Here is a 24,988-nt window from a genome sequence, read left to right as displayed (position 1 = left end):
GCCCGCATCGGCTGATCCGGTCGACCTCATCCGGCCGGGCGGTGCAGGCACGCGGGCAAAGTTACAAGCAGTCTGGACTGTTTGTGAACTTGTGGCTACCATCACAATCATGCTCGACACCGAGACCCCGCCGACCTCGACGGCCGGCCGGACCCAAGCGCAACGTTCCGCCCTGACCAGGGAAAAGGTCCTGGATGCGGCGGTCGGCGCCCTCATCGAGCTCGGCTACGCCGGCACCACGACGCAGGAGGTCAACCGGCGTGCGGGTGTGTCCCGCGGTGCGCTGCTGCATCAGTTCCCGACCAGGGATGCCCTCGTCGTGGCAGCCGTCGCGCACCTCGTCGACCGCCGCAAGGCGGAGATCCTGTCCCGTCCCCGCACCGGTCGTGAGGATCTGAACATCCTGATCGAGGTCTTCGACGGCCCGTTGTTCTATGCCGCGCTCGAACTGTGGGTGGCCGCCCGCACCGACCCGGCGCTACGGACGGCGATCGTCCCGCTCGAACGCCGGATCGCCGACGAACTGATGGACACCGGCGCCACCCTGTTCGGCGATCGGTACACAACGGCCGAACTCGAGGTCGCCGCCGAACTCGCCCGCGGCCTCGCCATCTCCCGAATACTCCGCGATCCCGACACCGATCGGGAATTCTGCGACCACATCTTCACCACCTGGACGGAGGGACGACGTCGATGACGACCACACCCACAACCCCGGAAACCCGGTCGGCCATCGCCGCCGACGGACTGCCCGCCGAGATCGACGTACTCGTCGTCGGTGCCGGATTCGGCGGACTGGCCGCCCTGCACCGGCTGCGCACCGATCATCCGGACCTGTCGGTGCTGGCCGTCGAACGTGCCGCCGAGGCGGGCGGGGTGTGGCTGGCCAACACCTATCCCGGTGCGGCATGCGATGTCCCGACCGCCCTCTACTCACTCTCCTTCGCCGACAACCCGAACTGGTCACACACCTTCGGACGCCAGTGGGAGATCAGGCAATACGCCACCAACGTCGCCGCCGACCACGCCGACGTCATCCGCTACGACTGCGAGATGCGTTCGGCGGCATGGGACGACGCCGACAAGCGCTGGGTGGTCGACACCGCCCACGGTACCGTCCGCGCCCGGTTCCTGATCACCGCGCCCGGCGCGTTGTCGGAGCCGGTGATCCCCGACATCCCCGGTCTCGACGAGTTCGCCGGCGCGGTCTTCCACACCGCGGCATGGGATCACTCGCGGGATCTGACGGGCCGCAAGGTCGCCGTGGTCGGCAGTGGTGCGTCGGCCGTCCAGGTGGTCCCGGAGATCGTCGACAAGGTCGAGACACTGGTGTCCTTCCAGCGCACCCCGTCGTGGGTGATCCCCCGCCTGGACCGCAGGATCGGTCCGCTGGAACGAGCGATCTACCGCCGATTCCCCAAGGCGCACCGTGCCGTTCGCATGCTGAACTGGTTCACCCACGAGTTCCACGTGGTCGGGATGGCACATCAGCCGGCGGTACTCCGGGCGTTCTCCCACATCGCGAACCGGCACCGTGCCCGACAGATCTCCGACCCGGCACTGCGCCGCCGGTTGACCCCACACTTCACCATGGGATGCAAACGGATCCTGATCAGCAACAAGTGGTATCCGGCGCTCGATCACCCGTCGACCACGGTGACCGGCGCGCTGCAGCGCCTCACCGCCACCGGTGCGGTCAGCGCCGACGGCACCGAGTTCGAGGTCGACACAGTCGTCTTCGCCACCGGATTCGAGCCCACCAGCCCGCCGCTGGCCCATGTGATCACCGGCCGCGACGGCCGCCATCTCGCGGAGATGTGGAACGGCTCGCCCAGCGCCTACCGGGGTGTGTCGGTCCCGGACTTCCCCAATCTCTTTCTGCTCTACGGTCCCAACACCAATCTCGGGCACAGCTCCATCCTGCTGATGCTGGAGTCGCAGGCCTACTACATCGGTGCCGCCCTGGCGCACATGAAGGCCCGCCGGGTGCGGACCGTCGAGGTCACCCGCGATGCCCACGTCGCCTACAACGAACACCTCGACACCCGGCTGGCCCACACGGTCTGGAACACCGGCGGTTGCCGGAGCTGGTACATCGACGCCACCGGCCGCAACTCGGTGATGTGGCCGACGTTCACCTCGACATACCGAAAGATGATGTCGCACTTCGCTCCTACCGACCATGTCTTCGATGCGGTCGACGCCGCCACCGATCGCCCGCGGGACACCGGACAGACGCGTCAGAACAGGCTGTCCGGCCGGACATAGTTCGCGAGGTCGACCAGCAGGAACCGGTGATCGCGGTTGCTGCGGGTCTGGCGGGCCAGGGCCCGTAGGCACCGTTCGGTGCCCGCGCGCAGTCCACGTTCGGTGAAGGGCACCTCCAACAGACGGTCCGGACCGCCGGTGTTGTCGGGGTGCGCCAGAATCCAGCCCAGTGCGGTGCCCAGGACGATCAGCTGTAGCCGCGCCTTGCGGGGCTCGGTGTCGGGCATCACCTCCAGACGCTGTGCGGCCTCGACGATCTGGCGCCTCTCCACGTCCTTCGGATCCCGGCCGTGGACCAGGGTGAGCACGGCGGTGGCGCGCGCGGTGTTGTAGTGCCGGCTGGTCGGCGGGACCTCGTCGAGCGGTCTGATCGCCGCGTCGAAGTCGCCGCGGGACACGGCGAGTCGGGCCAGACCGAAGGCTGCGGTCACGATCGCGTGGTCGGTCAGCCACAGGTCGTGATAGTGGTGGGTGGCGACGTCGTACAGCTCCGCGACCTTGCCGTCGATGCCGTGTGTACCGTCCTCGCCGCCGTGCTCCGCCGACAACCAGCGGCCGATCAGTTCGGCGGTTCCCGCGGTGGCGAGCTTCGGGGCCACCTCGCCGGGCATCGCCTGCAGGACGTCGGTGAATCGCTGATACGCCAGTTCGGGTTCGGCGTTCATCAGCGCGCACATCCCCACGTACCATTGCACCCGCCACGAATCACCATGTTGCGCAGACACATTCCGAAGTATCTCGAGGGCGGTGTCGACGTCGTCGAGTTCGAGATGGGCACGGGCCTCCGCCAGGTCGATCTCCAGCGACGGATGGGCGCTGGTGGACCGCCGTCCCAGCAGGGATGCGAACCCCTCGGCGCGCACCGCCGTGATGGAGTCCAGGGTCTGCCGCGGATCCGAGAGCGCCGCCGAGTTCAGCAGTCCCGCAGCCGGATCGTTCGGATTGACCAGCGGCACCGGCAATGCCCGGGCGATGTCCACCGGATCGTGGAACGACCCTTCCTGTGGATCGAAGAAGCCGTCCACCGGGGCGAGCATCAGATCGGTGCCGAATGTCGACCGCTGCGGGGTGAACACCGTCGAGAGCGACGGCCGGGGCACGCCGGTGTGCACGGCGACGGTCTCCCGCAAGACGTTCAGCAGCTGGGTGGTCATCTCCTCCGCCGAGGCGAACCGGTCGGCCGGATCGGGTGCCGTCGCGCGCTGGAGTAGGAGGTAGTACGACGGATTGTCCCGGAACACCGGGGTGGTCTCGGGATCGGGGAGACCATCGACGTAGCGGCCCTTGGTCATCGGCATGTCGACGGTCAGCACGGCCAGGGTACGGCCGATGCTGTAGATGTCGGTGACCACCTGCGGTCCGGTGTGGACGATTTCCGGGGCCTGGAAACCCGGTGTGCCGTACAGATGTCCGTAACCGTTGATCGCCGACACCGCACCCAGGTCGATCAGTTTGACCTCGTCGCTGGACACCATGATGTTCTCGGGTTTGACGTCGTTGTAGACCAGACCCACCGAATGCAGGTATCCGACGGCGGGAAGCACCTCGAGCATGTACGCCATCGCCTGTTCGATCGGCATCAGGCGCGACGGCCCGTCGGTGGTGATCTGCTTGAGCGTCTGACCGCCGATGTACTCCATCACGATGTAGCCGAAGGTCTGCTCGTCGGCGGTGATGTGTTCGACGAAGTTGTAGATCTTCACGATGCCGGGATGGTTCACCGACGCCAGGAACTGCCGCTCGGCCAGGGCGACCTGCTGGGCCTCCGAATCGGAGGAGTTCAGCAGGCCCTTGAGTACCACCGGCCGGTCCGACACGTTGCGGTCGATGGCCAGATAGATCCAGCCGAGCCCGCCGTGGGCGATGGCGCCGGCGATCTCGTACTGTCCGGCGACGAGCGTGCCCGGTGCCAATCCCGGGACAAACGAGTAGCGTGCCCCGCAGTGCGGACAGGTCCCGGTGAGATCGCCGGTGTCGGAGCCGGATTCGCGTCCGACAGGGCGTCCGCAGCGCCAGCAGTTGCGTTTGCGTTCGGCGATCACCGGCACATCGAGTACGGCGTCGGCCGGTTCGATGTCGGTGACCTTGGGCAGCTCGACGAGTCCGCTGCCGAGCCTGCGGTCGTGCACGGCCGACGTCCGGCTGGGTACCAGGCGGCGGGTCTGTCCCACCGAGGCCAGGGCCTCGGTGGGGATGAGTGGACGCGACCGGATGACCGGGTCGGTCGACGCGGTCGCGGGCGTGGCCTGCGTCCCGAGCAGGTCGGTGGGATCCGATCGTTGCGTCCCGAGATCGAGGTCCGGATCGGCGGGATCCACCCGCTGCGTCCCGGGGCCGACGTCGAGATCGGGCGGGTCGACCCGCTGGGTCCCGACGTCGAGATCGAGGTCCGCCGGATTCGCTCGTTGCGTGCCCACCTCGGGCTCCCGATCCGCACTCCCGACCGGCCCGGTGCCCACGGCTTCCGGGGTGTCCTCGTCGCCGTCGACACCCGCAGGTGTGACGTCGGTCGGTTCGTGTCGGCGCACCATCGTTCTCAATCCCGGTAGACAGCTTGTGGCGGGCCGTATCCCGGTCCCAGGTTGGCCAGCCATCGGCTGTAGATCTCATACCACCGACCGCTGCTGCGCGTCTGGGCCAGGACCCCGTTGACGAACCGGACCATGTCGTCGTGGCCCTTCGGGATGCCCACGCCGTAGTACTCGGCGCCGAGTCCCGGTCCGATCATCTCCACCCACGGATCCTGCGCGGCCAGTCCGGCGAGGATCGCGTCGTCGGTGGACACCGCATCGGCCTGCCCCTGCTGCAGCATCACCAGGCAGTCGGCCCAGGTGGTGGTGGTCACCATGGTCGCCTTGGGCTGTTCGGCCTGGATACGCCCGATCGACGTCGAACCGCGGGCGGCGCACACGCGCTTACCCGCCAGCCCGTCGACGTCGGCGATCCCGGAATTGCGTGGCACCAGAATCCTCTGTGATGCAACGTAATACGGAGACGAGAAGCTCACCGATCGCAGACGGTCGCAGGTGATCGACATGGTCTTGACCACGACGTCGACGTCGCCGTGCTCCAACGCCTCACTGCGTTCGGCCGAGGTCAGCACCCGGTATTCGATCCGGTTGGGGTCGCCGAAGATGGCGGCGGCGATCTCCCGGGCGATGTCGACGTCGAAACCCTGGATGTCGCCGGTGAGCGGGTCCCGGAAACTGAACGGGTTCGAGCCGATGTCGGTGCCCACGATCAGCCGACCGCGTCGCTGGATCGCGGCCATGGTCGAGCCGGCGGGCATCTGCCCGGGTTCGGGCATCTGGGCCGGCGGCCGGAGGCTCACCGTGGCATCACAGGAGTCGGCGTTGGGGGTGGTCTCCCGGGGCACGTTGGTCTCGGCGCCCTGCGGCGACGGCATCACCGCGGTGGCGCTCGGCGGCGACGACTCGGGCGCGGTGAACCGTACACACCCGGTCGACGCCAGGACCGAGGTCAGCACCACGATCAGCCACAGCACGGATCGGGTCGCCGCGGGGTCACGACGACGCACTGCTCCCCGCGCGGCCGTCATCGGTACTCCCGGATCCTCGGGATCAGACCGAGCACGAGCGCGGCGGTCGCGAAGATGGTCAGCAGCAGCACACCGGTGCCGGTGAAGCCCAGCACGCGTTGCGCGGTGTTGATGTCGTCGCGGAAACCGGTGCGGGTGGTGGTGATGGCGTCGACGAGCGCGGAGTCGACTGCGGCGTAACTGCTCGCGGTGCTCGACGGCTGGGAGCCGACGGTGAGGGTGCGTGCCATCGCGAAGTCGCCGGTGTCCATGGCACTGCGCGTCTTCTCGTCCGACTTCTGCCACTGGCCCAGCGCCGAGGACACCGCGTCGATCTGTCGGGTGGCCAACGGCCGGTCGGAGCGGGTGGAGGTCTGCGATTGCAGGTCGTCGAGGATCGAGGTGATCCGCTGGGTGGAGGCGGCGAAGGTCCGCTCGAGATCGGTCTGGTCGCCGCGTCGGATCAGGGCGAGGGTCTCCGCCGACCGTGCCTGCTGGGTGAGGATGCGGGCCTCGGTCAGCTGGCGGAGTGGGTCGACGCCGTCGGATTTGGCCGACGACGTCGCCGCCACCGACATCAGGCCGGACGCCAGCAACCACACCAGTCCGCCGATGATCGCGATGAGCGCGAGGACGACCCCGATGTTGAATCGGCGTCGTGTGCGTCTGGCGAGATACCGTGACGTCCCGATCAGTGCCAGGGCGACGAACAACAGGCCCGCGTACACGCCGTACGGCGGGATGGTCAGCGCCTGCTGGGGGTCGGCGATGGCGGCGTAGCGCCGCTCGTAGAGGCGTTGCGCGGCGGGCAGGATCTGGCTCTGCATCATCCCCGACGCCTGCGTCAGGTAGGAGCTGCCGACCGGGTTGCCGAGTCGGTTGTTGGTGCGGGCGGTCTCGATCAGACCGCTGTAGACGGGGATCGTGGTGGCCAGGGTGGTCAGGTCGGCGGTGACCGCACGGTCGTCGGCGTCCGGATCGGTGCCGGGGACACCGGATGTGCCTGCCGCCCGGATCAGCGCGGCCGACGCCGTGGCCAGCGAATCGGAGTACCGGGCGCGTAGTTCCGGGGATTCGAGTCCGCCGGAGATGAATGCGGAGTTCGCGGCCGCGTCCGCGATCGACAGCGAGCTGTAGAGCACCTGGGATGCCTCGGCGAGGGGTTCGGCCCGGTCGACGATGGTGCGCAGGGTCGCCGTGCGGTTCTCCAGCACCATCGAGCCGTACCACCCGGTGATCAGCATCGCCGTCGACAGGGCGGCGACGATCATGATGAGTTTGCCCGGGGTGGTCCCGGCGTAGTGGCGCAGCGTGGTGAGTGGGGTGCGGCCCGGATCGCGGCCGAGGGAGACCTGCTCGCGCCGGTCGGCGAGGACCTCGCGGATGGGTGGCGCGGTGAGATCGGATCGCAGCGATCGCCCGGCACGGGTGAGCACCGTGCGCACAGGGGATGCGTCGCCGGTCACCACTGTCCCTTCCGACCGCTCGCGGTCGCTCGCGCGCCGGGTGGCGTCCACGTCATCCGGCGTTGCGATGTGCCGCGGTCCTACTCGGTCCATCGTCTTCGGCCGTCGATCTGTTTCTCAGCCTAAGACGATCTGTGCGCGCAGGTGCGTCTGGCGCGCGGAACCCGGCCATTCGGCACGCGACGGTCGGGTTCATCCCTGGCCCGCGTGGCCCTCCTCACATACGGTAGGGGCGGGGCCGGGACGGTCGGGTGTCAGGAGGCGGGTGTGCGTGGTGACGGAGACGGTTGGGTCATCGATCCGGATGGATCGCGGTACTGGGGTGTGCACGGCGCGGCCGGTCTGCTGCTGCGTGCGGCGGCCCCGGAGGGCGAGACGCTGATCCTGCTGCAGCATCGCGCGGCGTGGTCGCATCAGGGCGGCACGTGGGGACTACCGGGCGGCGCCCGGGACTCGCACGAGAGTGCCGTCGACACCGCGCTCCGCGAGGCCTGGGAAGAGGCCGGCATCGACGCCGACGACATCCGGGTGATCGCCGCGGTGGTCACCCATCAGGCGACATCCGGGTGGGCGTACACCACCGTGATCGCCGAGGCCTCCGAACCGGTCCGGACCGTGGCCAACGGCGAATCCGCCGAGTTGCGCTGGGTGGACGAGGCCGCCGTGGGCGATCTCCCACTGCATCCGGCGTTCGGTGAGGCCTGGCCCGGCCTGCGCAGCCGGATGGACTCGCTCGACCTGCCCGGATGACCCTCACCGATCGCGCCCGCGACTGGCTCGGCCACGATCCCGACCCCACCACCCGCGACGAGCTGGCCGGGCTGATCGGAGACGTCGATCGCAGTCGTCCCGGTGCACTGGCCGTCCTGGCCGACCGTTTCGCCGGCCCTCTCGAATTCGGCACCGCGGGTCTACGCGGACCGGTCGGCGCCGGTCAGTCACGGATGAACGTCGCGGTGGTGACGCGAGCCACCGCCGGTGTGGCCCGCCACCTGCTCGACACCGTCGGACCGGGCGCCCGGGTGGTGGTCGGCTGCGATGCCCGCCATGGTTCGGCGGCCTTCCGTGACGCCGCCCTCGAGGTGCTGTCGGGGGCGGGTCTGTGCGCACTCGCGCTACCACCGCGATTGCCGACCCCGGTCACCGCCTACGCCGTGCGCGCCCTCGAGGCCGACGCCGGCATCATGATCACCGCGTCACACAATCCGCCCGCCGACAACGGCTACAAGGTGTACCTCGGTGGCCGTGCCGCCGACCCCGACGCCCGCGGCGTCCAGATCGTCCCGCCCGCCGACGCGCAGATCGCCGCTCGGATCGCCGCCGCCCCGCCCGCCGACGCCGTACCCCGCAGCACCGATCACGTCGAACCGGTGTCCGACGCGGTGGTCGGCGCCTACGTCACCCGGATGGCCGCACACCGGCGCGACCCCGAACCCAGCCGGGTGCGCGTGGTGCTCACCGCGATGCACGGGGTCGGCGGGGCCACCGCCCTGCGCGTGTTCGACGCCGCACGGATCACCGATGTGCACGTCGTCGCCGCCCAGGCCGACCCCGACCCGGAGTTCCCGACCGTCGCCTTCCCCAATCCGGAGGAGCCCGGTGCCCTGGACCTCGCGCTGGGTCTGGCCGCCGAGGTCGACGCCGACGTGGTGATCGCGCTCGACCCGGACGCCGACCGCTGCTCGGTGGCCATCGGACAGGCCGGCGGGACGTGGCGGCAGCTCACCGGCGACGAGCTCGGCGCCCTGCTCGGCGATCAGGCCGCCCGCGACGACTCCCGTCCCGGTTCCACCCTGGCCTGCTCGATCGTGTCCAGCCGACTGCTCGGGCGGATCGCGCGGGCCCACGGGCTGCGCGGGGTGACCACCCTGACCGGGTTCAAGTGGATCGCCCGTGCACCGGACCTGCGGTTCGGTTACGAGGAGGCGATCGGGTACTGCACCGACCCGGAGGCGGTCCGCGACAAGGACGGGATCGGCGCCGCGGTCCGCGTGGTGACCCTGATCGAGGAACTCGCCGCGCAGGGCGCGACGCTCGGGGATCGTCTCGACGAGCTCGCGCGGCGGTACGGGCTGCATGCGACGGCGCAATTGAGCATCCGCGTCGACGATCTGTCCCGGATTCGTGACGCGATGACGCGGTTGCGGGCGCGGCCGCTCACCACCCTGGCCGGGTCGGCGGTGATCGAATCGGTCGATCTGTCGGTCGGGTCACCCGATCTGCCGCCCACCGACGGGCTGATGTTCCGGACGGCCGCCGACGACCGGGTGATCATCCGGCCGTCGGGTACCGAACCGAAACTCAAGTGCTACCTCGAAGTGGTGTTCCGGTGCGACGAGGAGGTGCCGCGTGCCGCCGCGGCGGCACGACTGGACCGGATCACCGAGGACCTGTCGGCTGCGATCCGGTTGTGACGCGGGCAGATCGCGTGCCGCAGGGTGTTCGGGTGGGGACGGTTCAGGCGTCGGTCTCGAGCAACCGATTGGCACCGGCGACGAGCGCGTTGATGTTGGCCTCGTCGGCGGTCGAACCGTCGCCGTAGACCCAGCACTGCCGATGGTTGTGCTCGCACAGCATGAACGCGGTGATGCCGTTCTCGGTCTGGCGCTGATGCACCGAGACGACCTGAACGGGCGCGCCCATGTCGTGCAGGATCGACGTCATCGCGCCGACCGGGCCGGTCGCCGTCGCCGACAGCGACATGATGCGGTCGGCGTAGGCGATGGTGGCGCGACACTCGATCATGTCGGCCGGCGCCGGGTTCACCGACCACGACCCCAGGCGGATCGCGCCCGTGCTGCCGAAGGAATCGTCGAATTCTTGCCAGGTCATGCCGTGTGCCTCCTCGCGAATGCCTCGGGGGAGCGGAGAGCCGAACCGAGCCATGAGCTCGTCGTGGACATCGGCGTCACGCTCGCCACACGAACAGGATGACTCCGAAAAGTGAAGGCTACGCATCGGGAGAACTCGTTTCGGTCGAAGAAAAGGTGACCGACGAGAACGTGCGACGACCCCGCAGCGGGGGGCCGGTCGAAGTCAGGCCCCGCTGCGGCGGGATACGAGCACGTTGTGGGTACGCATGATCGGACCACCATAGCCCTCGACCTGCGGCTGCGGCAACCATGCTCCGGGGCCCGGCACGTGTCGGGGCGGGTCGGATGCGCGGTCAGGGTTGTCCGGTACCCGAACGCAGACGCGTGGCCGCGGCGGCCGGGTCGTCGGCCGCGGTCAGGGCCCGCACCACCACGATCCGGGACGCCCCGGCGTCGACGACCTCCGGCAACCGCTGCTCGTCGATGCCACCGATCGCGAACCACGGCGTCGACGGCGCGCCGGCCGCCACCTCACGGACCAGGCCCAGACCGGGGGCGTGGCGGTCGGGTTTGGTCGGTGTCGGCCAGCACGGTCCGACGCAGAAGTAGTCCACCGCCGGGTCGGCGTCGGCGGACCGGGCCTGCTCGGGGTCATGTGTCGAGAGCCCGACGATCATCGCATCGCCGACCACCTCGCGTGCCCGGGCCGGCGGCAGGTCGCCCTGTCCGAGGTGCAGGATGTCCGCGCCGGCGAGTGCGGCGACATCGGCGCGATCGTTCACCGCGAGCAGCGCGCCGTGGGCGTCGACCCGCTCGCGCAACCGGGCGAGCAGGTCCAGCTCGTCGCGCGCCTCCAGGCTGCCGAACTGCCGCTCACCGGCAGATCCCTTGTCGCGCAACTGGACGACATCCACGCCACCGGCGAGTGCGGCGTCCACGAAGTCGATCAGATCGCTGCGTTCGCGGCGCGCATCGGTGCACAGGTACAGCCGGGCCCGGGCGAGGCGAGCGCGGGTGTCGGGGCGGGCGGAGGCGGAGGGGTGATCGGTGACCATGACCGAGAGGTTAGGCTGGACACGACAACACGGGAGTCCGGGGTTCGCCGGGCTGAGAGTGCGGGACGCCCCCGCTGACCGTCACACCTGATCCGGATCATGCCGGCGAAGGAAGGATGCGACCGACCCATGTCGTCGAGCGAAGAACATCGCACACCCCGCCATCTCGTCGTGGTCGGCGGTGGTGTGATCGGCCTGACCTGCGCACTCCGGGCCGGCGACGAGGGATGGCAGGTCACCGTCGTCGACGCCGGCGAGCATCTGCGGGCCGCCTGGGTGGCCGGCGGCATGCTCGGTTCGCTCGGCGAGGGCCATCCCGGCGAGGACGCCCTGCTCGACCTCTCCGAACGCTCCGTCGCGCGCTGGCCGGACCTCGTCGCGCGGCTCGGCGACCCGGCCGTCGTCACCGCACACGACTCGCTGTTCGTGGCGGCCGGCGCTGCCGACGCCGGATATCTCGCGCAACTCGCCGACTTCGTCTGGTCGCGACGCCCGCGCAGTACCGACCGGCTCGCCCCGGTCGACGCCGCGGCGATCCGAGAGCGTGAACCCGCGATCGGATCCCGTTTGCGCGGCGGCTATCTCGCCCGCGGTGAGGGTGCGGTCGACAACCGCCGGTTGCTGGCCGCGTTACGCGGCGCCCTGACCGCGGCCGGTGCACGGCTCGAGTCGGGCCGGATCGCCGACCTCGCCGACCTCGACCGATACCGCCCCGACCGGATCCTGCTCGCCGCCGGCGCCGGGATCGCCGATCTCTGGCCCGACGCGCCGGTGTATCTGGCCAAAGGGGAGGTACTGCGGCTGCGGGCCGATCGCTGGACCGTGCCCCCGCCCCGGCATGTGATCCGCGCGCGGGTCGACGGCCGGACGGTCTACCTGGTACCCCGGTCCGACGGGATCGTCGTCGGCGCAACACAATACGAGGGAGATGCGCACGAGTGGCGCAGCGGTACGCCGGGCGCCCGGGCCGGTGGGGTCGCCGATCTGTTGGCCGACGCCGTCGAGGTCTATCCCGGGCTCCGCGAGTACACCCTCACCGAGGTCGGCGTCGGCTTCCGGCCGTGTTCACCCGATGGGCTGCCCATCATCCGCCGCCTCGACGAGCGGGTGCTGATCGCGTGCGGTCACGGCCGCAACGGAATCATGCTGGCGCCCTACACCGCCGACGTGTTCGCCGCGCTCCTCGCCGATTCGGATGACGAAACGTATTCCACCACAACTACTTCCGATCAATCGACCACCACCGGAGGGTTAGGATGACCATCACCGTCAACGGGGATGCCACGGAGCTCGACGCCGGCGGCACCGTCCGCACCCTGCTCACCGCACTGGGCCTGCCCGACACCGGGATCGCGGTCGCCGTCGACGGCGCGGTGCTGCCGCGGCGGCACTGGGACGAGGCACTGTCCGACGGTGCCGAGGTCGAGGTGGTCACGGCGGTGCAGGGTGGCTAGTCCCGTGACCGGAGCAGGCGACGTCTTCCGGATCGCCGACCGCGACATCGCATCCCGGCTGATCATGGGTACCGGTGGGGCGGCCAACCTCGACGTCCTCGAACGTGCCCTGGTGGCCTCCGGAACCGCCCTGACCACGGTGGCGATGCGCCGGGTGAGCGGGTCGTCGACCACCGGCGTGCTGGATCTGTTGCGGCGCTTGGACATCGCACCGTTGCCCAACACCGCGGGTAGTCACACCGCGGCCGAGGCGGTCCTCACCGCGCAGCTCGCGCGGGAGGCGCTGGCCACCGACTGGGTCAAACTCGAGGTGGTCGCCGACGAGAAGACCCTGCTGCCCGATCCCGTGGAACTGCTCGACGGCGCCCGGCGCCTCGTCGACGACGGATTCGTCGTGCTGGCCTACACCAACGACGACCCGGTCCTCGCCCGTCGCCTCGCCGATCTCGGTGTGGCCGCGGTGATGCCGCTCGGCTCGCCGATCGGCACCGGCCTCGGGATCCGCAACCCGCACAACATCGAGATGATCGTCGCGGCCGCCCAGGTGCCGATCATCCTCGACGCCGGCATCGGCACCGCCAGCGACGCCGCCCTCGCGATGGAGTTGGGTTGTGATGCGGTGCTTCTGGCCACGGCGGTGACCCGTGCGGAGGATCCGGAACAGATGGCACACGCCATGCGGCACGCGGTGACCGCGGGCCGGCTGGCCGCCGGGGCGGGACGGATTCCCCAGCGTTTCTGGGCCCTGGCCTCGTCACCGGGTGTGTAGTGTCGGCCGTGTGCTGATGGTCGAGAACCTCACCAAGGACTACGGGAGCGTCCGCGCCGTCGACGATCTCTCGTTCGTCGTGGAACCGGGTCGGGTCACCGGATTCCTGGGCCCGAACGGGGCCGGGAAGTCCACCACGATGCGCATGATGCTCGGACTCGACCGTCCGACATCGGGCCGCGCGACCATCGACGGTCATCCCTACGCGGAACTGGAGAACCCGTTGCGGCAGGTCGGTGCCCTGCTCGACGCCCGCTGGGTCCATCCCAACCGCAGCGCACGCTCGCATCTGCGATGGCTCGCGGTGAGCAACGGCCTCCCGGCGCGCCGCGTCGACGAGGTCCTCGAGATGGTGGGCCTGACATCGGTGGCCAAGAAGCGGGCGGGCGGGTTCTCGCTCGGTATGTCGCAGCGTCTCGGGCTGGCCGGGGCGATGCTCGGTGACCCGCACACCCTGATGTTCGACGAGCCGGTCAACGGTCTCGACCCCGAGGGCATCGTCTGGATCCGCAACTTCATGCGGCAACTGGCCCGCGAGGGCCGCACCGTGCTGGTGTCGAGCCACCTGCTCACCGAGATGTCCCTGACCGCCGACCATCTCGTCGTCATCGGGCAGGGCAGGCTGATCACGAGCTGCTCGGTCGCCGAGTTCACCGCGTCGGCCCGCACCACGGTCCGGGTCCGCACCCCGGAACCACAGCGCCTGCACGACGCCCTGGTCGCCGTCGGTCTGACGCCGAGGCCGGAAGCCGACGCACAGGGCCGCCCGGTGGTGGCGATCGACGACGTCACCACCGACCGCGTCGGCGACGTCGCCGGGGACGCCGGTATCCGCCTGCACGAGCTGGCCGCCCACACGGCCTCGCTCGAGGAGGCGTTCATGGCGATCACCGCCGGGTCGGTGCAATACCACGGCGGGACGCCGACCACCCCGCCCCTCGGTGGACCCCCGCCGCCCTCCCCCGGACCCCCGCCGCCCTCCCCCGGACCCCCGCCACCATCGGGGCAGATTCCCCGGCAGCCACCGCACGCCGGGTCACCCCAGACGCCGGCGACACCGTTCGACGGAGGTCCCCGATGATCGGCGCACTGCGGGCCGAGCAGATCAAACTCACCACGATCCGATCTCCCTACTGGTGTGTGGGACTCGCGGTGATCTTGTCGCTGGGTGTCACCGGATTGTTCGCCGGGCTCGCCGAGAACACCGACGGGAGGCCGGTCGACGGCGAGACGCTGTTCGTCGCACTGATCGGGTTGCACCAGTTCGCCGTCATCGTGTTGATGATCATGGCGATTCTCGGCATCACCAGCGAACACCGGTTCGGCACCATCCGCTCGACGTTCCTGGCCGTCCCGAAGCGGCCGGTCGCGCTGGTCGCCAAGGCCATCGTCTACGTGGGCCTGGCCTTTCTCACCATGCTGATCCTCACCGTGATCTGCGTGCTGATGCTCAAGGCCGGGATCACCGGCATCGACCTGGGCAGTTCCGGCGTGATCCGGCAGATCTGGGGCATCCCGGTGTTCGCCGCGCTGTGCGTGTTGCTGTCGATCGGTGTGGGCGCGCTGGTCCGGCAGACCGCCGGCGCGATCTCCCTGGTGCTGGTGTGGATGCTCGTGATCGAGACGATCCTGGGCGCGGTGCCCAAGGTCCGCGACTGGGCGGCGCCGCTGCTGCCGTTCGGCAACGGAACCCGGTTCCTGTCAGGTGTGGAGGGCTCGGACTACCACTGGGGGCCGACGGTCTCGCTGGTCTATTTCGCGGCCTGGGCGATCGTGATCTTCGTGGTCGGTGTGATCGTCACCGACCGACGCGACGCATAGATCCACAGCCAACGCACAGCCGGTGTACAGCCTGATCGGCAACCGGTGTCCGTGGGCGCGGGGACACGACGTATCGAACTCCTGATCAACCGACTAAAATCCATCGCATGCCGGCGAACTGGCCTCTGGTCGAGCGCGAGAATGAGTACCGGGCGATCTCCGCGGCACTACGCGGGGAGACCTCGGTGTGCGGTGTGGTGTTGACGGGGGATTCCGGGGTCGGGAAGACCACCTTGGCCCGTCACGTCACGGCGGGAATCGAAGGTGGCGTGCGGTGGGTCGCCGGAACGGAATCGGCGCGGTCGATCCCCTTGGGCGTGTTCGCACATCTGGTGGGACCGGCGACGTCGAGCGATCCGGTCACCTACCTGGCCGCCGCCCGTGAGTCACTGCTGTCGGGGGGCAACGTGGTGATCGGCGTCGACGACGCCCACCTGCTCGACGAACTGTCGGCGACGCTGCTGCATCAGCTGGCGATCGACCGGGCGGTGCACATCGTCGCCACCGTGCGCAGTGGGGAGACCGTGCCGGATGCGGTGACGTCGCTGTGGAAGGACAATCACCTCCTGCGGATCACCTTGTCGCCGTTCACCAAGGAACAGAGCGTCGAACTGGTCGAATCGGTGCTCGGCGGGCAGCTCGAGGAGCATTCGGCCGACCGGATGTGGGCAGCATCCGGCGGCAACGCCCTGTTCCTGCGCCACCTGGTCGAGGGGGCGCGGCAGGCCAACACCCTGCGGCAGGTCAACGGGGTGTGGCAGCTCCGCGGACGCGCCGCCATCACCTCCGAACTGGCGTCGCTGCTGGAGGGGCGGATCGAGCAGCTCGACGAGTCGGTGCTCACCTCGCTGAAGTACGTGAGTCTGTGTGAGCCGCTGAATCTCGACGTCCTGGCCGAACTCGCCGGTGAGGAGGCCATCGAGCACGCCGAGATCGACGGCCTGGTGCGGATCGAGCGTGCCGGCCGCGACCTCAACGTCGGCTTCCAGCATCCCCTGTTCGGCGAGGTCATCCGCCGTCGCCTGGGTTTCGCGTCGTCGCGCCGACTCCGCGGGAACCTGGTGCGCGCGTTGAAGGGCCGCAGCCTCGACACCCCACTCGACCGGATCCGACTGGCCGAGCTGGCGTTGGAGAGCGATGCGTCGGCGGTGGATCTGAGCCTGTTGTCGTCGGCGGCCGACGATGCGCTGAACCTCGCGCAGACCCCGATGGGGGAGCGGTTCGCACGGGCCGCCCTCGAGGAGGGCGGTGGACCCGCCGAGGCGGAGCTGCTCTCACGCGCACTGATGTGGCAGGGGCATCCCGACCAGGCCGAGGAGATCCTCACCGACATCGACACCGCCGGCCTGGATTCGGCGCTGACCCTGCGGATCGGGCTGCAGCGTGTGGGCAACATGTTCTGGGTGATGAACGACGCCGAACGCGCCGCGAAGATCCTCGACGACGTCCGCACCCGCGTCGACGACGCGAACCTCATGCGCATCGTCGACGGGATCGCCTCGGCCTGTGCGCTTTTCGAGAATCGCATCGGTGACGCCATCTCCATGGCCGATTCGGTCCTCGCCGAGAAGTCGGCGCTGCCGTGGGCGGTCGAGTGGGGTGTGTTCGGCGGGATGCTCTCGCGTGCGGTCGCCGGCCGCGGCTCGGAGCTGGGTCCCATGGCCGACCGTGCCCGCAAGGCCGAGCGTTTCACCGACGGACTGCTGCGCTACCCGGCCGGCATCGGCGAGGTGCTCGGGCTCACCCTGACCGGGCGGCTCGACGACGCCGACGCGGCCGTCCAGCGGTACGTCGCCTTCGCCAACACCGCGCAATACCTGAGTTGGGCGATGTCGGGGGTCTTGGTCTCGACCATCGAACTGGCACGTGGCGACTGTGCGGCGGTGGTCCGCCGGATCGAGCAGACCCTCGCCACGCTGGACGGCGAGCAGTACTCGGCGTCCTGGAACCACCCCGCGTATGTCTTTCTCGCACAAGCACTCAGTGCACTCGGTGAGCCAGACAGGGCCGAGGCGATCCTCGACCGTGCGCGGGCCCGCGGCGGCCGGCATGTCGCCGTGTTCGACCCGATGCTCGGGATCGCCGAGGCATGGCAGGCGGCTGCCGCCGGGGTGGTGTCCAAGGGAATCGAACTCGCCCACACCGCAGCCCGATCCGCTGCGGAGACCGGCCAGCTCGCGATCGAGGCGGAGGCATGGCATTCCGCGGCCCGCTTCGGTGACACCACCGGTGCCCCGCGACTGGCCGAACTCGCCGAGCTGATCGACGGTCCGCTCGCGGGGATCTATGCCCGGCATGCGGCCGCGCTGGCCGACGGTGAAAGTGTCGAACTCGATGTCTGCGCAGCCGAACTCGAAGAACTCGGGTTCAAACTGTCGGCGGCCGACATCGCCGCCCAGGCCAGCAGCATCCACGACGCCGCGGGTAAACGGTCGGCGACGGTCGCGTCGTCGTCGATGGCCAACCGGCTGGCCGCGGCCTGCGGTGGCCTGCGTACCCCGGCGCTGCTGGAGGCGGCACAACCGCTGCCGCTCACCTCGCGGGAACGCGAGATCGCCAACCTGGTGGCATCCGGTCTGAGCAACAAGCAGATCGCCGAACGCCTGACGGTGTCGGTGCGCACCGTCGAAGGTCACATCTACCGGGCGTGCGCCAAACTCGACGTCACCGATCGGGATGGAATCGCCGCACTCATCATGCGGGAGAGGTGATCTCGCGGCGATCCGGAGTCGGCCCGGGGGATCGGGTCAGCCCTTGCGCCGCGTCCCGGGCAGCACTCCGGCGTCGATGAGGGTCTTGACGAACGGACGGAGCTGCGCGACGACATCATCGAGACCTGTTGCCGCCCAAAGTGGTTCGGTCAACGCGTCGGTGGTCGCCTCGATGTCGTCATACCGGGCTGCGCCCTCGGCGGTGAGCCGGTGCCCGGTGTCGATGCGTTCGGCCAGACCGCGGTCGATCAGCCGGTCGACGCTGTCCTCCCACTGCCGTTCCGACCACTGCCGGGTGAGCAGGGTCATGTCGCGGCCGAGGACGCGGCGCCGGACCGTCGGGTCGGGCAGCTGCGCTTCGTGGAAGGTACACGCCTCGATCCCGTTGATCCCCTCGACGACCAACGCCGCGATGTGGTTGTCGCCGCGCCATTCCCGTGCAACGGCCAGCGCATGCCACAGGCGTACGGCGGGTTCGTGGGGTGGTTCGGCGGCGAGCCAGGCCGCCCCGAGCGGCCGTCCCGATGTCGGCAGGCCGGCGGCTGCGGTCAGGATGCGGTCGGCGGCCTCGGTGAGGAATGGGTGGTCGGCGGCATCACCGAGGATCGCGTGATACTGCTCGTCGAGCATCCGGTAGCGCACCTCCGACAGCCGGTCCAGGCCGACGGCGCGGGCGCTGTCCCAACTCGCGCGCAGAGGTTCCGGATTGAAGTTCACGAAGGCGGCGGCGACCACAGCCGACGAGCAGTCCCCGAGCGGTGCCCCGCGCGTGCCGGTGTAGAAGGCGAACTGGTCGAGACCGGTCTCCCGGGTGGCGGCGCCCAGCCCGCGGTTGAAATACGCCAGGACGTGGAACGGCTCGAGGGCGTCGTAGGCACGGCGCGCCCGAGACGGCGCAGTCGAGGTCATGCCCCCACCTTGTCGGTGGGCATCGAGACCTGTCAAGGACGGGCGCGGGGCCTGCCGGTATCGATCGGCAGCACCGGATCGGTCAGCGGGAGCGGCGGCGGCCGAGGCCGTTGCGCACCGGACCCCGGTCGGTCTCGTCCTCGGTCTCGTCATCGGGCCGAGCGTCGGGATCGGGGCGGGACCCGAGGTCGCGACCGGCGCCGAGATCCGATACGAGGTCGCAGCTGAGTGCGGCGGCGTCGTCGGGGACCGGCGGAATGCGCGGCACGTCGGGAGCCGTCTCGTCGATGGTCTCGAGCTCGTCGAACTCCACCTCGTCGTCGGGTTCCTCACGTCCGCGACGCCAGCCGCCCTTCATCGGCGGGGCCTCACCGAAGTGATCGGGATCGCCCGAGCCATACCAGGCGACGAGTACCGCGCCGACGAATGCGCCGATGAAGCCGACCACCGCCAGCCAGCCGAGACCGGCCTTCGCGGTGTCGCCGAGAAAGACCACACCCACCAGGCTCGGGCCGGCCGTCTCGCCGACCACGAGGGCGGCGGTCACACCGTTGACCGCACCGAGCTGGAGTGCGACGGTCTGCACGAAGAAGCCGACCGCACCGGCCACCGCGATGGTCCAGGCGGCGGGGTCGAGGAGCAGCGTCGTCGGCTGGAAGGGGTGGACGCCGTCGAGGATGCGCACCGAGATCGCGATGATGCCGAACAGCAGACCCGACATCGCGCCGCCGACGATGGCCCCGTGCCTGCCGAGCTTGTAGACGGCGGCGAGTGCCAGTCCGGCCACGACGAGCGTGGTCATGAACAGGCCCCAGTGGATCGAGGCCTCCTCACCCTCGCCGGTGGTGGTGGACGAGGAGAAACCGAGCAGGCACAGCGACAGCACCACCAGCCAGATCGCCACCCAGTCGCGGGTGTGCAGGGCGATGTTCAGCATGATCGTGCCGAGCAGGGCGGTGACGATGAGGTTCGCCGACACGATGGTCTGCGACAGGAACAGCGGCAGGAATCGTGCGGCGATGGCGCCGCCGGCGAAGCCGATCACCACCATCACCGTGCCGAGGATGAACGACGGGTCGACCAGCGTCGACATCGTCGAGGTGAGGGTCGGGCCTCCGGCGGCATTGGTGTCGTCGACGCCGCGTTCACGGTCGGCCTGGGCCACTCGGCGTGCACCGAGGGCACGCAACACCGTCGACATTCCGTAGGCAACCGCGGCAAGACATGCGGACACCACTCCGATGAGAAAGAGCATCCGTGCCTCCCGAAGACCTCGTGCCGCCCGGTCCACCCCAGTCGGCCCGTTCGGCGCCGGTCCTCCTGTGCGACCGGCAACCACAACCTAACAATCAGCTAAGACGAACACCGATTGCCGCCCGGCTATTCCGACACTGCCATCGTGTCGGGGCCGGAGTCGGCCGGTGTGCTGCGTCGGCGGTGGCCGGTGGCCGGAGCACTACACTCACCGGGGTGACCTCTTCCGGCAAACACGTGCTCATCACTTTCGGACGGTCGTTTCTCTCCCTGAACCTGGCACGACTGCTGGCGGCCGGCGGGCATCGGGTGACCACTGTCGACAGCATCCCGGTGGCGATCACCCGGGTGTCGAATGCGGTCACCGGGTTCCACAAGGTGCCGCCACCCAAGTTCGCACCGCAGGAATACTGCCGTGAGCTGGCTCGGATCGTCCGGGCCGAGGCCGTCGACATGGTCATCCCGATCCATGAGGAGACCGACGTGCTGTCGATGATGCAGGGGCTGTTCCCGGCGGAATGTCAGCTGTTCCTCTCCGACTTCGAGCTGGAGAACCGGCTGCACAACAAGTTCGAGTTCCAGGCGATGCTCGAGGAGCAGGGTGTCCCGACGCTGAAGTACGCACAGTTCGCGTCGCGTGCGGAGATCGCCGCGCTGGACTTCGACGGCCCGTTCGCGGTCAAGCAGGTCTATTCGCGTGGATCGCAGAAGGTGCACAAGGTGTACCCGGGCGATCCGATGGACTGGTTGGAGTTCGACGCCGACAACCCGTGGCTCGCGCAGCAGTGGTTGCACGGTGACCGGTACTGCACGTACTCGGTGGTGCGGGACGGCAGGATCTTCGCCCATGCCACCTATCCGGTGGGCTACGCCATCGGCGGCAGCTCATGCCTGTCGTTCACCAACGTCCACCACCAGGGCATCTTCGACTGGGTGTCGGACATCCTGGCCGGGACCGGCTTCACCGGGCAGGTCGGGTTCGACTTCATCGATCACCCCGACGACGGGCTGTACAGCATCGAATGCAACCCGCGCGCGACCAGCGGGATCATGATGTTCCGGCCACACAATCGCGTCGACCGGGCGTTCTTCGGCACCAACGACGAGCTGATCACCCCCGACGACGACGTCGAACGCATGATCAAGGTGGGGATGGCGCTCTACGGGTGGAGGGCAGACGCCCGCCAGGGCCGCACCATGGGGCAGTACTTCCACGACATGCGGACCTTCGACGACGTGATCGGCGTGCCCGGGGATCGCAAGCCGGGGGTGTTGCTGCCCGCCGCCTACGCGGGAATCCTGCGCAGTTGTGTGAAGTACCGGGTGGGACTCGCGGAGGGTTTCATGCACGACCACGAGTGGGACGGTCACACCATCTGAGTGTGGCGTCGGGTGCTGGGCGTGCCGAAACGCCGAAGTTGTGCTTCGGTTGTGTAGGTGAGTACTCATGTTCACCTCGGGCACATCATCCACATCGCGGGCAGCCCGGCTGTCGGCGAGGCCGCCGCCGCACTCGTCGACATCCCGACCGGCGCGCTGGCCTACGACAACGAGACCGGTGTCATCGAGTTCTGCGGTCCGCGTACCGAACTCCCGTTCCCGCTGACCGATGTGCCGGACCGCGACGTCCACGATCACGGTTCCGCCTACATCATCCCGGGGTTCGTCGACGCCCACATCCACTTCCCGCAGACCTACTCGCTGGACGCCTACGGCGGCGGCCAGCTGCTGGAATGGCTCAACACGTGCATCTTTCCCGCCGAGGCGCGACTGGCCGACGCCGGTTTCGCCGAGATGGTCGCCCGCGACTTCACCGCCCGCCGGGTATCGACCGGTACCACCGCGGCGATGGTGTTCGGGTCGGCGTTCCCCGGTGCGCAGGACGCATTGTTCGGCGAGAGTCTGACGGCCGGTCTTCGCACCGTGAGTGGCCGTGGCATCCAGACGGTCGGCCCCGAATCGGCTGCACCGCTGCTCACCTCGGAGGCCGACGCGATAGCGCTGACCCGCGCGGAGATCGCGACCTGGCACGGAAAGGGTGAGCGCCGCGGGCGGAGTGCTCTGCTGCACACCGCGATCGTGCCCCGGTTCACGTTGTCGGTCACCACGCAGACGCTGACCTCGCTCGGCGAGCTGTACGGCGAGGTCGCCGACGCCGGTGTGTACGTGCACACCCATCTCAACGAGAACAATCGGCCGGGAACCGGCGAGATCGACACGGTGAAACAGCTTTTCGAGGTCGACTCGTACCTCGACACCTACGACGGCAAGTTCCTGCCCGGATCGGCGACCGGTGGCAAGAGTCTGCTCGGCCGGCGCACCGTGCTGGCGCATGCCGTGCACTGCACCGACACCGAACTCGCCCGGATGGCCGAGACCGGAACTTCGATCGCACACTGCCCGACCTCTCAGCTGTTCCTGGGGTCGGGCACCATGCCCTGGCTTCGCACGGTCGCCTCCGGGGTGACCGTCGCCGCCGGAACCGATTGCGGTGCGGGTGATGAGTGGTTGATCTCGCGTGTTCTGTCCGACGCGTTCAAGGTGCACATCTCCGAGCCGGGTGACGCCGGTTACTCGATGAATCCGGCGGAGTTGCTGTTCACCGGCACCCTGGCCGGTGCCCGTGCCCTCGACGCCGAGGACCGGTTCGGCAACTTCGACGTCGGCAAAGAGGCCGACTTCCTGGTGATCGAGCCCGACCGCTGGCTGCCGCTGGCGAGATCTCTCGACTGCGGAATCCGTTCCGACGACGAGCAACTCGCCCGGGATCAGGAGCTGTTCACCTTGCTGATGGGTCTGCGTGAGCCCGCTATCGCCGAGGTCTACGTCCAGGGTCGTCTGGTCGACTACGAGGGCCTCGAGTCGACGTAGTCACCCGTCGAGATCGGCCGGCAGAGGTTTCGACACGTCTCGTCGCTGCGCTCCTCATCGGCTCAACCACCATGTGCCCCAACGTCGATCGGTGGTTGAGCCGGGACCGAGCCGCTCCGGTTGGTGGTTGAGCCGGGACCGAGCCGCTGGGCGAGGACCCGTGTCGAAGCCTGGTGAGAGGGGGATGTTCGTAACCGCTGTGCTGGTGGGCGTTGTTGGGTGCCGGTCGACCGGGGTTTGTCTCGCTTTGTTGCGTTTGTCGTCGGTTCAATCACGCTGTGCTGGTGGGTGGTTGGGTGAGGTACTCCGGTTGGTGGTCGATCCGCGACGTGGGTCAAGCTGGGCGCACAACGGTTTGTGTCAGACCTGCAACTTATGATGGAACACAAGATCGAGCCACTCCGGGGGAGGAACACATGGCCGCCGATACCGCCGCAACCGCCGACGTCGTGTTGATGTTCACTCTCACCGATCCGGTCACCGATTACGCTCGACTCCAGCACCTTTCATCGACCGAGGTGGGAGCGGTGGCGGAATCGCTGCAGCGTGATGAGTATCGTTTGATGGCGCGTAAGGTGTTCGCCGCGAATCGGATCGCCGAGCACACGCTGGACCAGATGCTCGTCACCGCGCCGATCGGCACGCCACACATCGCGCGGCAGGTGGACAAGACCGCGGCGTCCCAGATGGCCATCGCGCTGAGTGTGCCGGTGAAGGTCGCGCGTGAATGGATGTGGCTGGCGCTCACCCTGGCCGACTGGCCGAGCGTGCGTGTGGCATTCTTGGACGGTCGGTGGAGTTTCTCCCGCACCTCGGTCATGGTGTCCGAACTCGCCGTGTTGACCGACCCGGAGGTACGGGCCTTCGCCGAGATCAGGGCGATCGCATTGGCGGATCGGCCGACCGCCGACCGCACCCTGCGTAACCAGATCGCGGAGATGGTCATCGCCTTGGATCCCGATGCCGCGGCCGACCGTCGGAAGGATTTCGCGGAGGCAGAACAGAACGTCACGGTCACCGACGAGGCGCACGGTCACGTGAACGTGCATGCGACGGTGCCGGCCGAGGTCGGCCTGTTTCTGGCCGGCCGCATCCGTGATCTGATCACCGAGCGCGTGTGCTCCCGCGACCCGCGACCGTTGGGACGGCTGCGCGTCGCGGCGCTCAAGGAGATCCAGGGCATGCCGGGTGAGATTCTGGAGTGCGCGTGCGGAGACGAGTTCTGCAATCGGGGGATTCCGCTGCCCCCGGTCCCTCAACGGGATCCCGAACTGGATCTGGACCATGTACCCCGGTCCGATGTCCAGACCGAGAACGAGTCGGAATCAGGGCAGGAAGCCGCCGCCGACACCGACGACGATCCGCCGGTGGAGCCCGAATCCGATCCGGATCGGGCGCCGGAGGACGAGGAGCCGTCGCCGCGGCTCCCGGTCGCACTCATCCCGCCGCACCCGCCACTGCCTCCCCAGTCGTCCCTCACGGTGATCACCGATCCGGCGGGCATCGCGTCGCCCCGGTTGGTCGGGTACGGGGCGATCGATCCGCAGCACTGGCACGACATCGCGGACGGGCAGCTGGTGACGAGAATGGATGTGCCCGAGCTCGATCTGCCCGAACTCGGGGACCCCGGTATCGGTCTCGTCGCGATCGGCCGGAATCTCGCTGCCTGGCAGACCGTCGACCTGGCCTCCGATCGCGGCCCTGCACCACCGGCCGATCCATCGGGACACGGCGGGTACAGGGTCCCGCCGAAGTGGGCGCTGAGGTATCGGCCACCGGAGTGGCTGCGAGACAAGGTCGTGGCGCTGGACAAGATCTGCCGCTATCCCGGCTGTGGCCGGGATGCCTCGGACTGCGAGCTCGACCATGTCGTGAAGTTCGACCATGCCGACCCGATGAGCGGTGGATGGACCGTCGAGTTCAACCTGATGCCGTTGTGTCGTGCCGATCATCATCGCAAGCATCTGGGGTTGTGGATTCCGACGATGCTCATCGACCGGGCGATCGTCTGGCGCGACCCACTCACCGGGAAGACGGTCACCACATATCCCGGGTAGTG

At 68.9% G+C, this 24,988-nt stretch carries 20 protein-coding genes and 1 riboswitch; of the genes, 13 read left to right on the top strand and 7 right to left on the bottom strand.

What is annotated here, in order from left to right:
- Positions 1-109 precede the first annotated feature (109 nt).
- Both ACWDUA_RS00625 and ACWDUA_RS00620 read left to right on the top strand, forming a co-directional pair.
- A complete protein-coding gene (locus ACWDUA_RS00625; protein ID WP_449749075.1) occupies positions 110-697 on the top strand; it encodes a TetR/AcrR family transcriptional regulator in 588 nt (195 codons plus the stop codon).
- Complete coding sequence (locus ACWDUA_RS00620) at positions 694-2,268, top strand: flavin-containing monooxygenase (RefSeq protein WP_449749074.1); 1,575 nt, start codon at positions 694-696, stop codon at positions 2,266-2,268. The genes ACWDUA_RS00625 and ACWDUA_RS00620 overlap by 4 nt, the downstream gene beginning before the upstream one ends.
- Here ACWDUA_RS00620 and ACWDUA_RS00615 read toward each other — a convergent pair.
- The 3 genes from ACWDUA_RS00615 to ACWDUA_RS00605 are packed head-to-tail and all read right to left on the bottom strand — an operon-like array spanning position 2,241 to position 7,272.
- Positions 2,241-4,799, bottom strand: coding sequence for a serine/threonine-protein kinase PknG (locus tag ACWDUA_RS00615; RefSeq protein WP_449749073.1), 2,559 nt, complete (start codon positions 4,797-4,799; stop codon positions 2,241-2,243). The two genes, ACWDUA_RS00620 and ACWDUA_RS00615, sit on opposite strands and share 28 nt — an antisense overlap.
- Positions 4,800-4,804: 5 nt before the next feature.
- Positions 4,805-5,827, bottom strand: coding sequence for a glutamate ABC transporter substrate-binding protein (locus ACWDUA_RS00610; RefSeq protein ID WP_449749072.1), 1,023 nt, complete (start codon positions 5,825-5,827; stop codon positions 4,805-4,807).
- Complete coding sequence (locus ACWDUA_RS00605; protein ID WP_449749071.1) at positions 5,824-7,272, bottom strand: hypothetical protein; 1,449 nt, start codon at positions 7,270-7,272, stop codon at positions 5,824-5,826. The genes ACWDUA_RS00610 and ACWDUA_RS00605 overlap by 4 nt, the downstream gene beginning before the upstream one ends.
- A gap of 267 nt (positions 7,273-7,539) precedes the next feature.
- Here ACWDUA_RS00605 and ACWDUA_RS00600 point away from each other — a divergent pair, with 267 nt between their 5' ends.
- Together ACWDUA_RS00600 and ACWDUA_RS00595 are read left to right on the top strand one after the other, a co-directional pair.
- Positions 7,540-8,022, top strand: a complete 483-nt coding sequence (locus tag ACWDUA_RS00600) for an NUDIX domain-containing protein (RefSeq protein WP_449749070.1) — start codon at positions 7,540-7,542, stop codon at positions 8,020-8,022.
- The gene (locus tag ACWDUA_RS00595; RefSeq protein WP_449749069.1) at positions 8,019-9,686 is read left to right on the top strand and encodes a phospho-sugar mutase; all 1,668 of its coding nucleotides are present in this window, start codon (positions 8,019-8,021) and stop codon (positions 9,684-9,686) included. Before ACWDUA_RS00600 ends, ACWDUA_RS00595 begins: the two co-directional genes overlap by 4 nt.
- A gap of 43 nt (positions 9,687-9,729) precedes the next feature.
- On the opposite strand, the gene ACWDUA_RS00590 is transcribed toward ACWDUA_RS00595, so the two are convergent.
- Complete coding sequence (locus tag ACWDUA_RS00590) at positions 9,730-10,104, bottom strand: hypothetical protein (RefSeq protein WP_449749068.1); 375 nt, start codon at positions 10,102-10,104, stop codon at positions 9,730-9,732.
- A 334-nt stretch (positions 10,105-10,438) separates the two neighbouring features.
- Complete coding sequence (gene thiE / locus ACWDUA_RS00585) at positions 10,439-11,140, bottom strand: thiamine phosphate synthase (RefSeq protein ID WP_449749067.1); 702 nt, start codon at positions 11,138-11,140, stop codon at positions 10,439-10,441.
- A 19-nt stretch (positions 11,141-11,159) separates the two neighbouring features.
- Positions 11,160-11,272: riboswitch (TPP riboswitch) on the top strand.
- Between thiE and thiO the strand changes: the two genes are divergently transcribed.
- From thiO to ACWDUA_RS00555, 6 genes are all read left to right on the top strand, one after another.
- The gene (thiO, locus tag ACWDUA_RS00580) at positions 11,270-12,400 is read left to right on the top strand and encodes a glycine oxidase ThiO (protein WP_449749066.1); all 1,131 of its coding nucleotides are present in this window, start codon (positions 11,270-11,272) and stop codon (positions 12,398-12,400) included. It overlaps the preceding riboswitch by 3 nt.
- Positions 12,397-12,594, top strand: a complete 198-nt coding sequence (gene thiS, locus ACWDUA_RS00575) for a sulfur carrier protein ThiS (protein WP_449749065.1) — start codon at positions 12,397-12,399, stop codon at positions 12,592-12,594. Before thiO ends, thiS begins: the two co-directional genes overlap by 4 nt.
- Positions 12,595-12,598: 4 nt before the next feature.
- Positions 12,599-13,363, top strand: a complete 765-nt coding sequence (gene thiG / locus ACWDUA_RS00570) for a thiazole synthase (protein WP_449749064.1) — start codon at positions 12,599-12,601, stop codon at positions 13,361-13,363.
- Positions 13,364-13,373: 10 nt separating this feature from the next.
- Positions 13,374-14,444, top strand: a complete 1,071-nt coding sequence (locus ACWDUA_RS00565) for an ABC transporter ATP-binding protein (RefSeq protein WP_449749063.1) — start codon at positions 13,374-13,376, stop codon at positions 14,442-14,444.
- Positions 14,441-15,184 carry an ABC transporter permease gene (locus ACWDUA_RS00560; protein WP_449749062.1) on the top strand — a complete coding sequence of 248 codons (744 nt, stop codon included), beginning with the start codon at positions 14,441-14,443 and terminating at the stop codon, positions 15,182-15,184. Before ACWDUA_RS00565 ends, ACWDUA_RS00560 begins: the two co-directional genes overlap by 4 nt.
- 107 nt (positions 15,185-15,291) lie before the next feature.
- Positions 15,292-17,895, top strand: coding sequence for a LuxR C-terminal-related transcriptional regulator (locus ACWDUA_RS00555; RefSeq protein ID WP_449749061.1), 2,604 nt, complete (start codon positions 15,292-15,294; stop codon positions 17,893-17,895).
- A gap of 36 nt (positions 17,896-17,931) precedes the next feature.
- Here ACWDUA_RS00555 and ACWDUA_RS00550 read toward each other — a convergent pair whose 3' ends face one another.
- Positions 17,932-18,804 carry an SCO6745 family protein gene (locus tag ACWDUA_RS00550; RefSeq protein ID WP_449749060.1) on the bottom strand — a complete coding sequence of 291 codons (873 nt, stop codon included), beginning with the start codon at positions 18,802-18,804 and terminating at the stop codon, positions 17,932-17,934.
- An 82-nt stretch (positions 18,805-18,886) separates the two neighbouring features.
- Positions 18,887-20,059, bottom strand: a complete 1,173-nt coding sequence (locus ACWDUA_RS00545; RefSeq protein WP_449749059.1) for an EamA/RhaT family transporter — start codon at positions 20,057-20,059, stop codon at positions 18,887-18,889.
- Positions 20,060-20,274: 215 nt separating this feature from the next.
- Here ACWDUA_RS00545 and ACWDUA_RS00540 point away from each other — a divergent pair, with 215 nt between their 5' ends.
- The 3 genes from ACWDUA_RS00540 to ACWDUA_RS00530 all read left to right on the top strand — a co-directional run bounded on the left by ACWDUA_RS00540 (position 20,275) and on the right by ACWDUA_RS00530 (position 24,986).
- Positions 20,275-21,438: a carboxylate--amine ligase gene (locus tag ACWDUA_RS00540; protein WP_449749058.1), complete on the top strand. Its 1,164-nt coding sequence runs from the start codon at positions 20,275-20,277 to the stop codon at positions 21,436-21,438.
- 57 nt (positions 21,439-21,495) lie between these two features.
- The gene (locus ACWDUA_RS00535) at positions 21,496-22,929 is read left to right on the top strand and encodes an amidohydrolase family protein (RefSeq protein WP_449749057.1); all 1,434 of its coding nucleotides are present in this window, start codon (positions 21,496-21,498) and stop codon (positions 22,927-22,929) included.
- 416 nt (positions 22,930-23,345) lie between these two features.
- Positions 23,346-24,986 (top strand): HNH endonuclease signature motif containing protein, encoded by a 1,641-nt coding sequence (locus ACWDUA_RS00530; protein WP_449749056.1) that lies wholly within the window; start codon positions 23,346-23,348, stop codon positions 24,984-24,986.
- Positions 24,987-24,988: the final 2 nt, after the last annotated feature.

Source organism: Gordonia sp. NPDC003376 (genome assembly GCF_053589235.1).
Note: the sequence above shows the minus strand (reverse complement) of the source record. Positions and strands in the feature narration are given on the sequence as shown.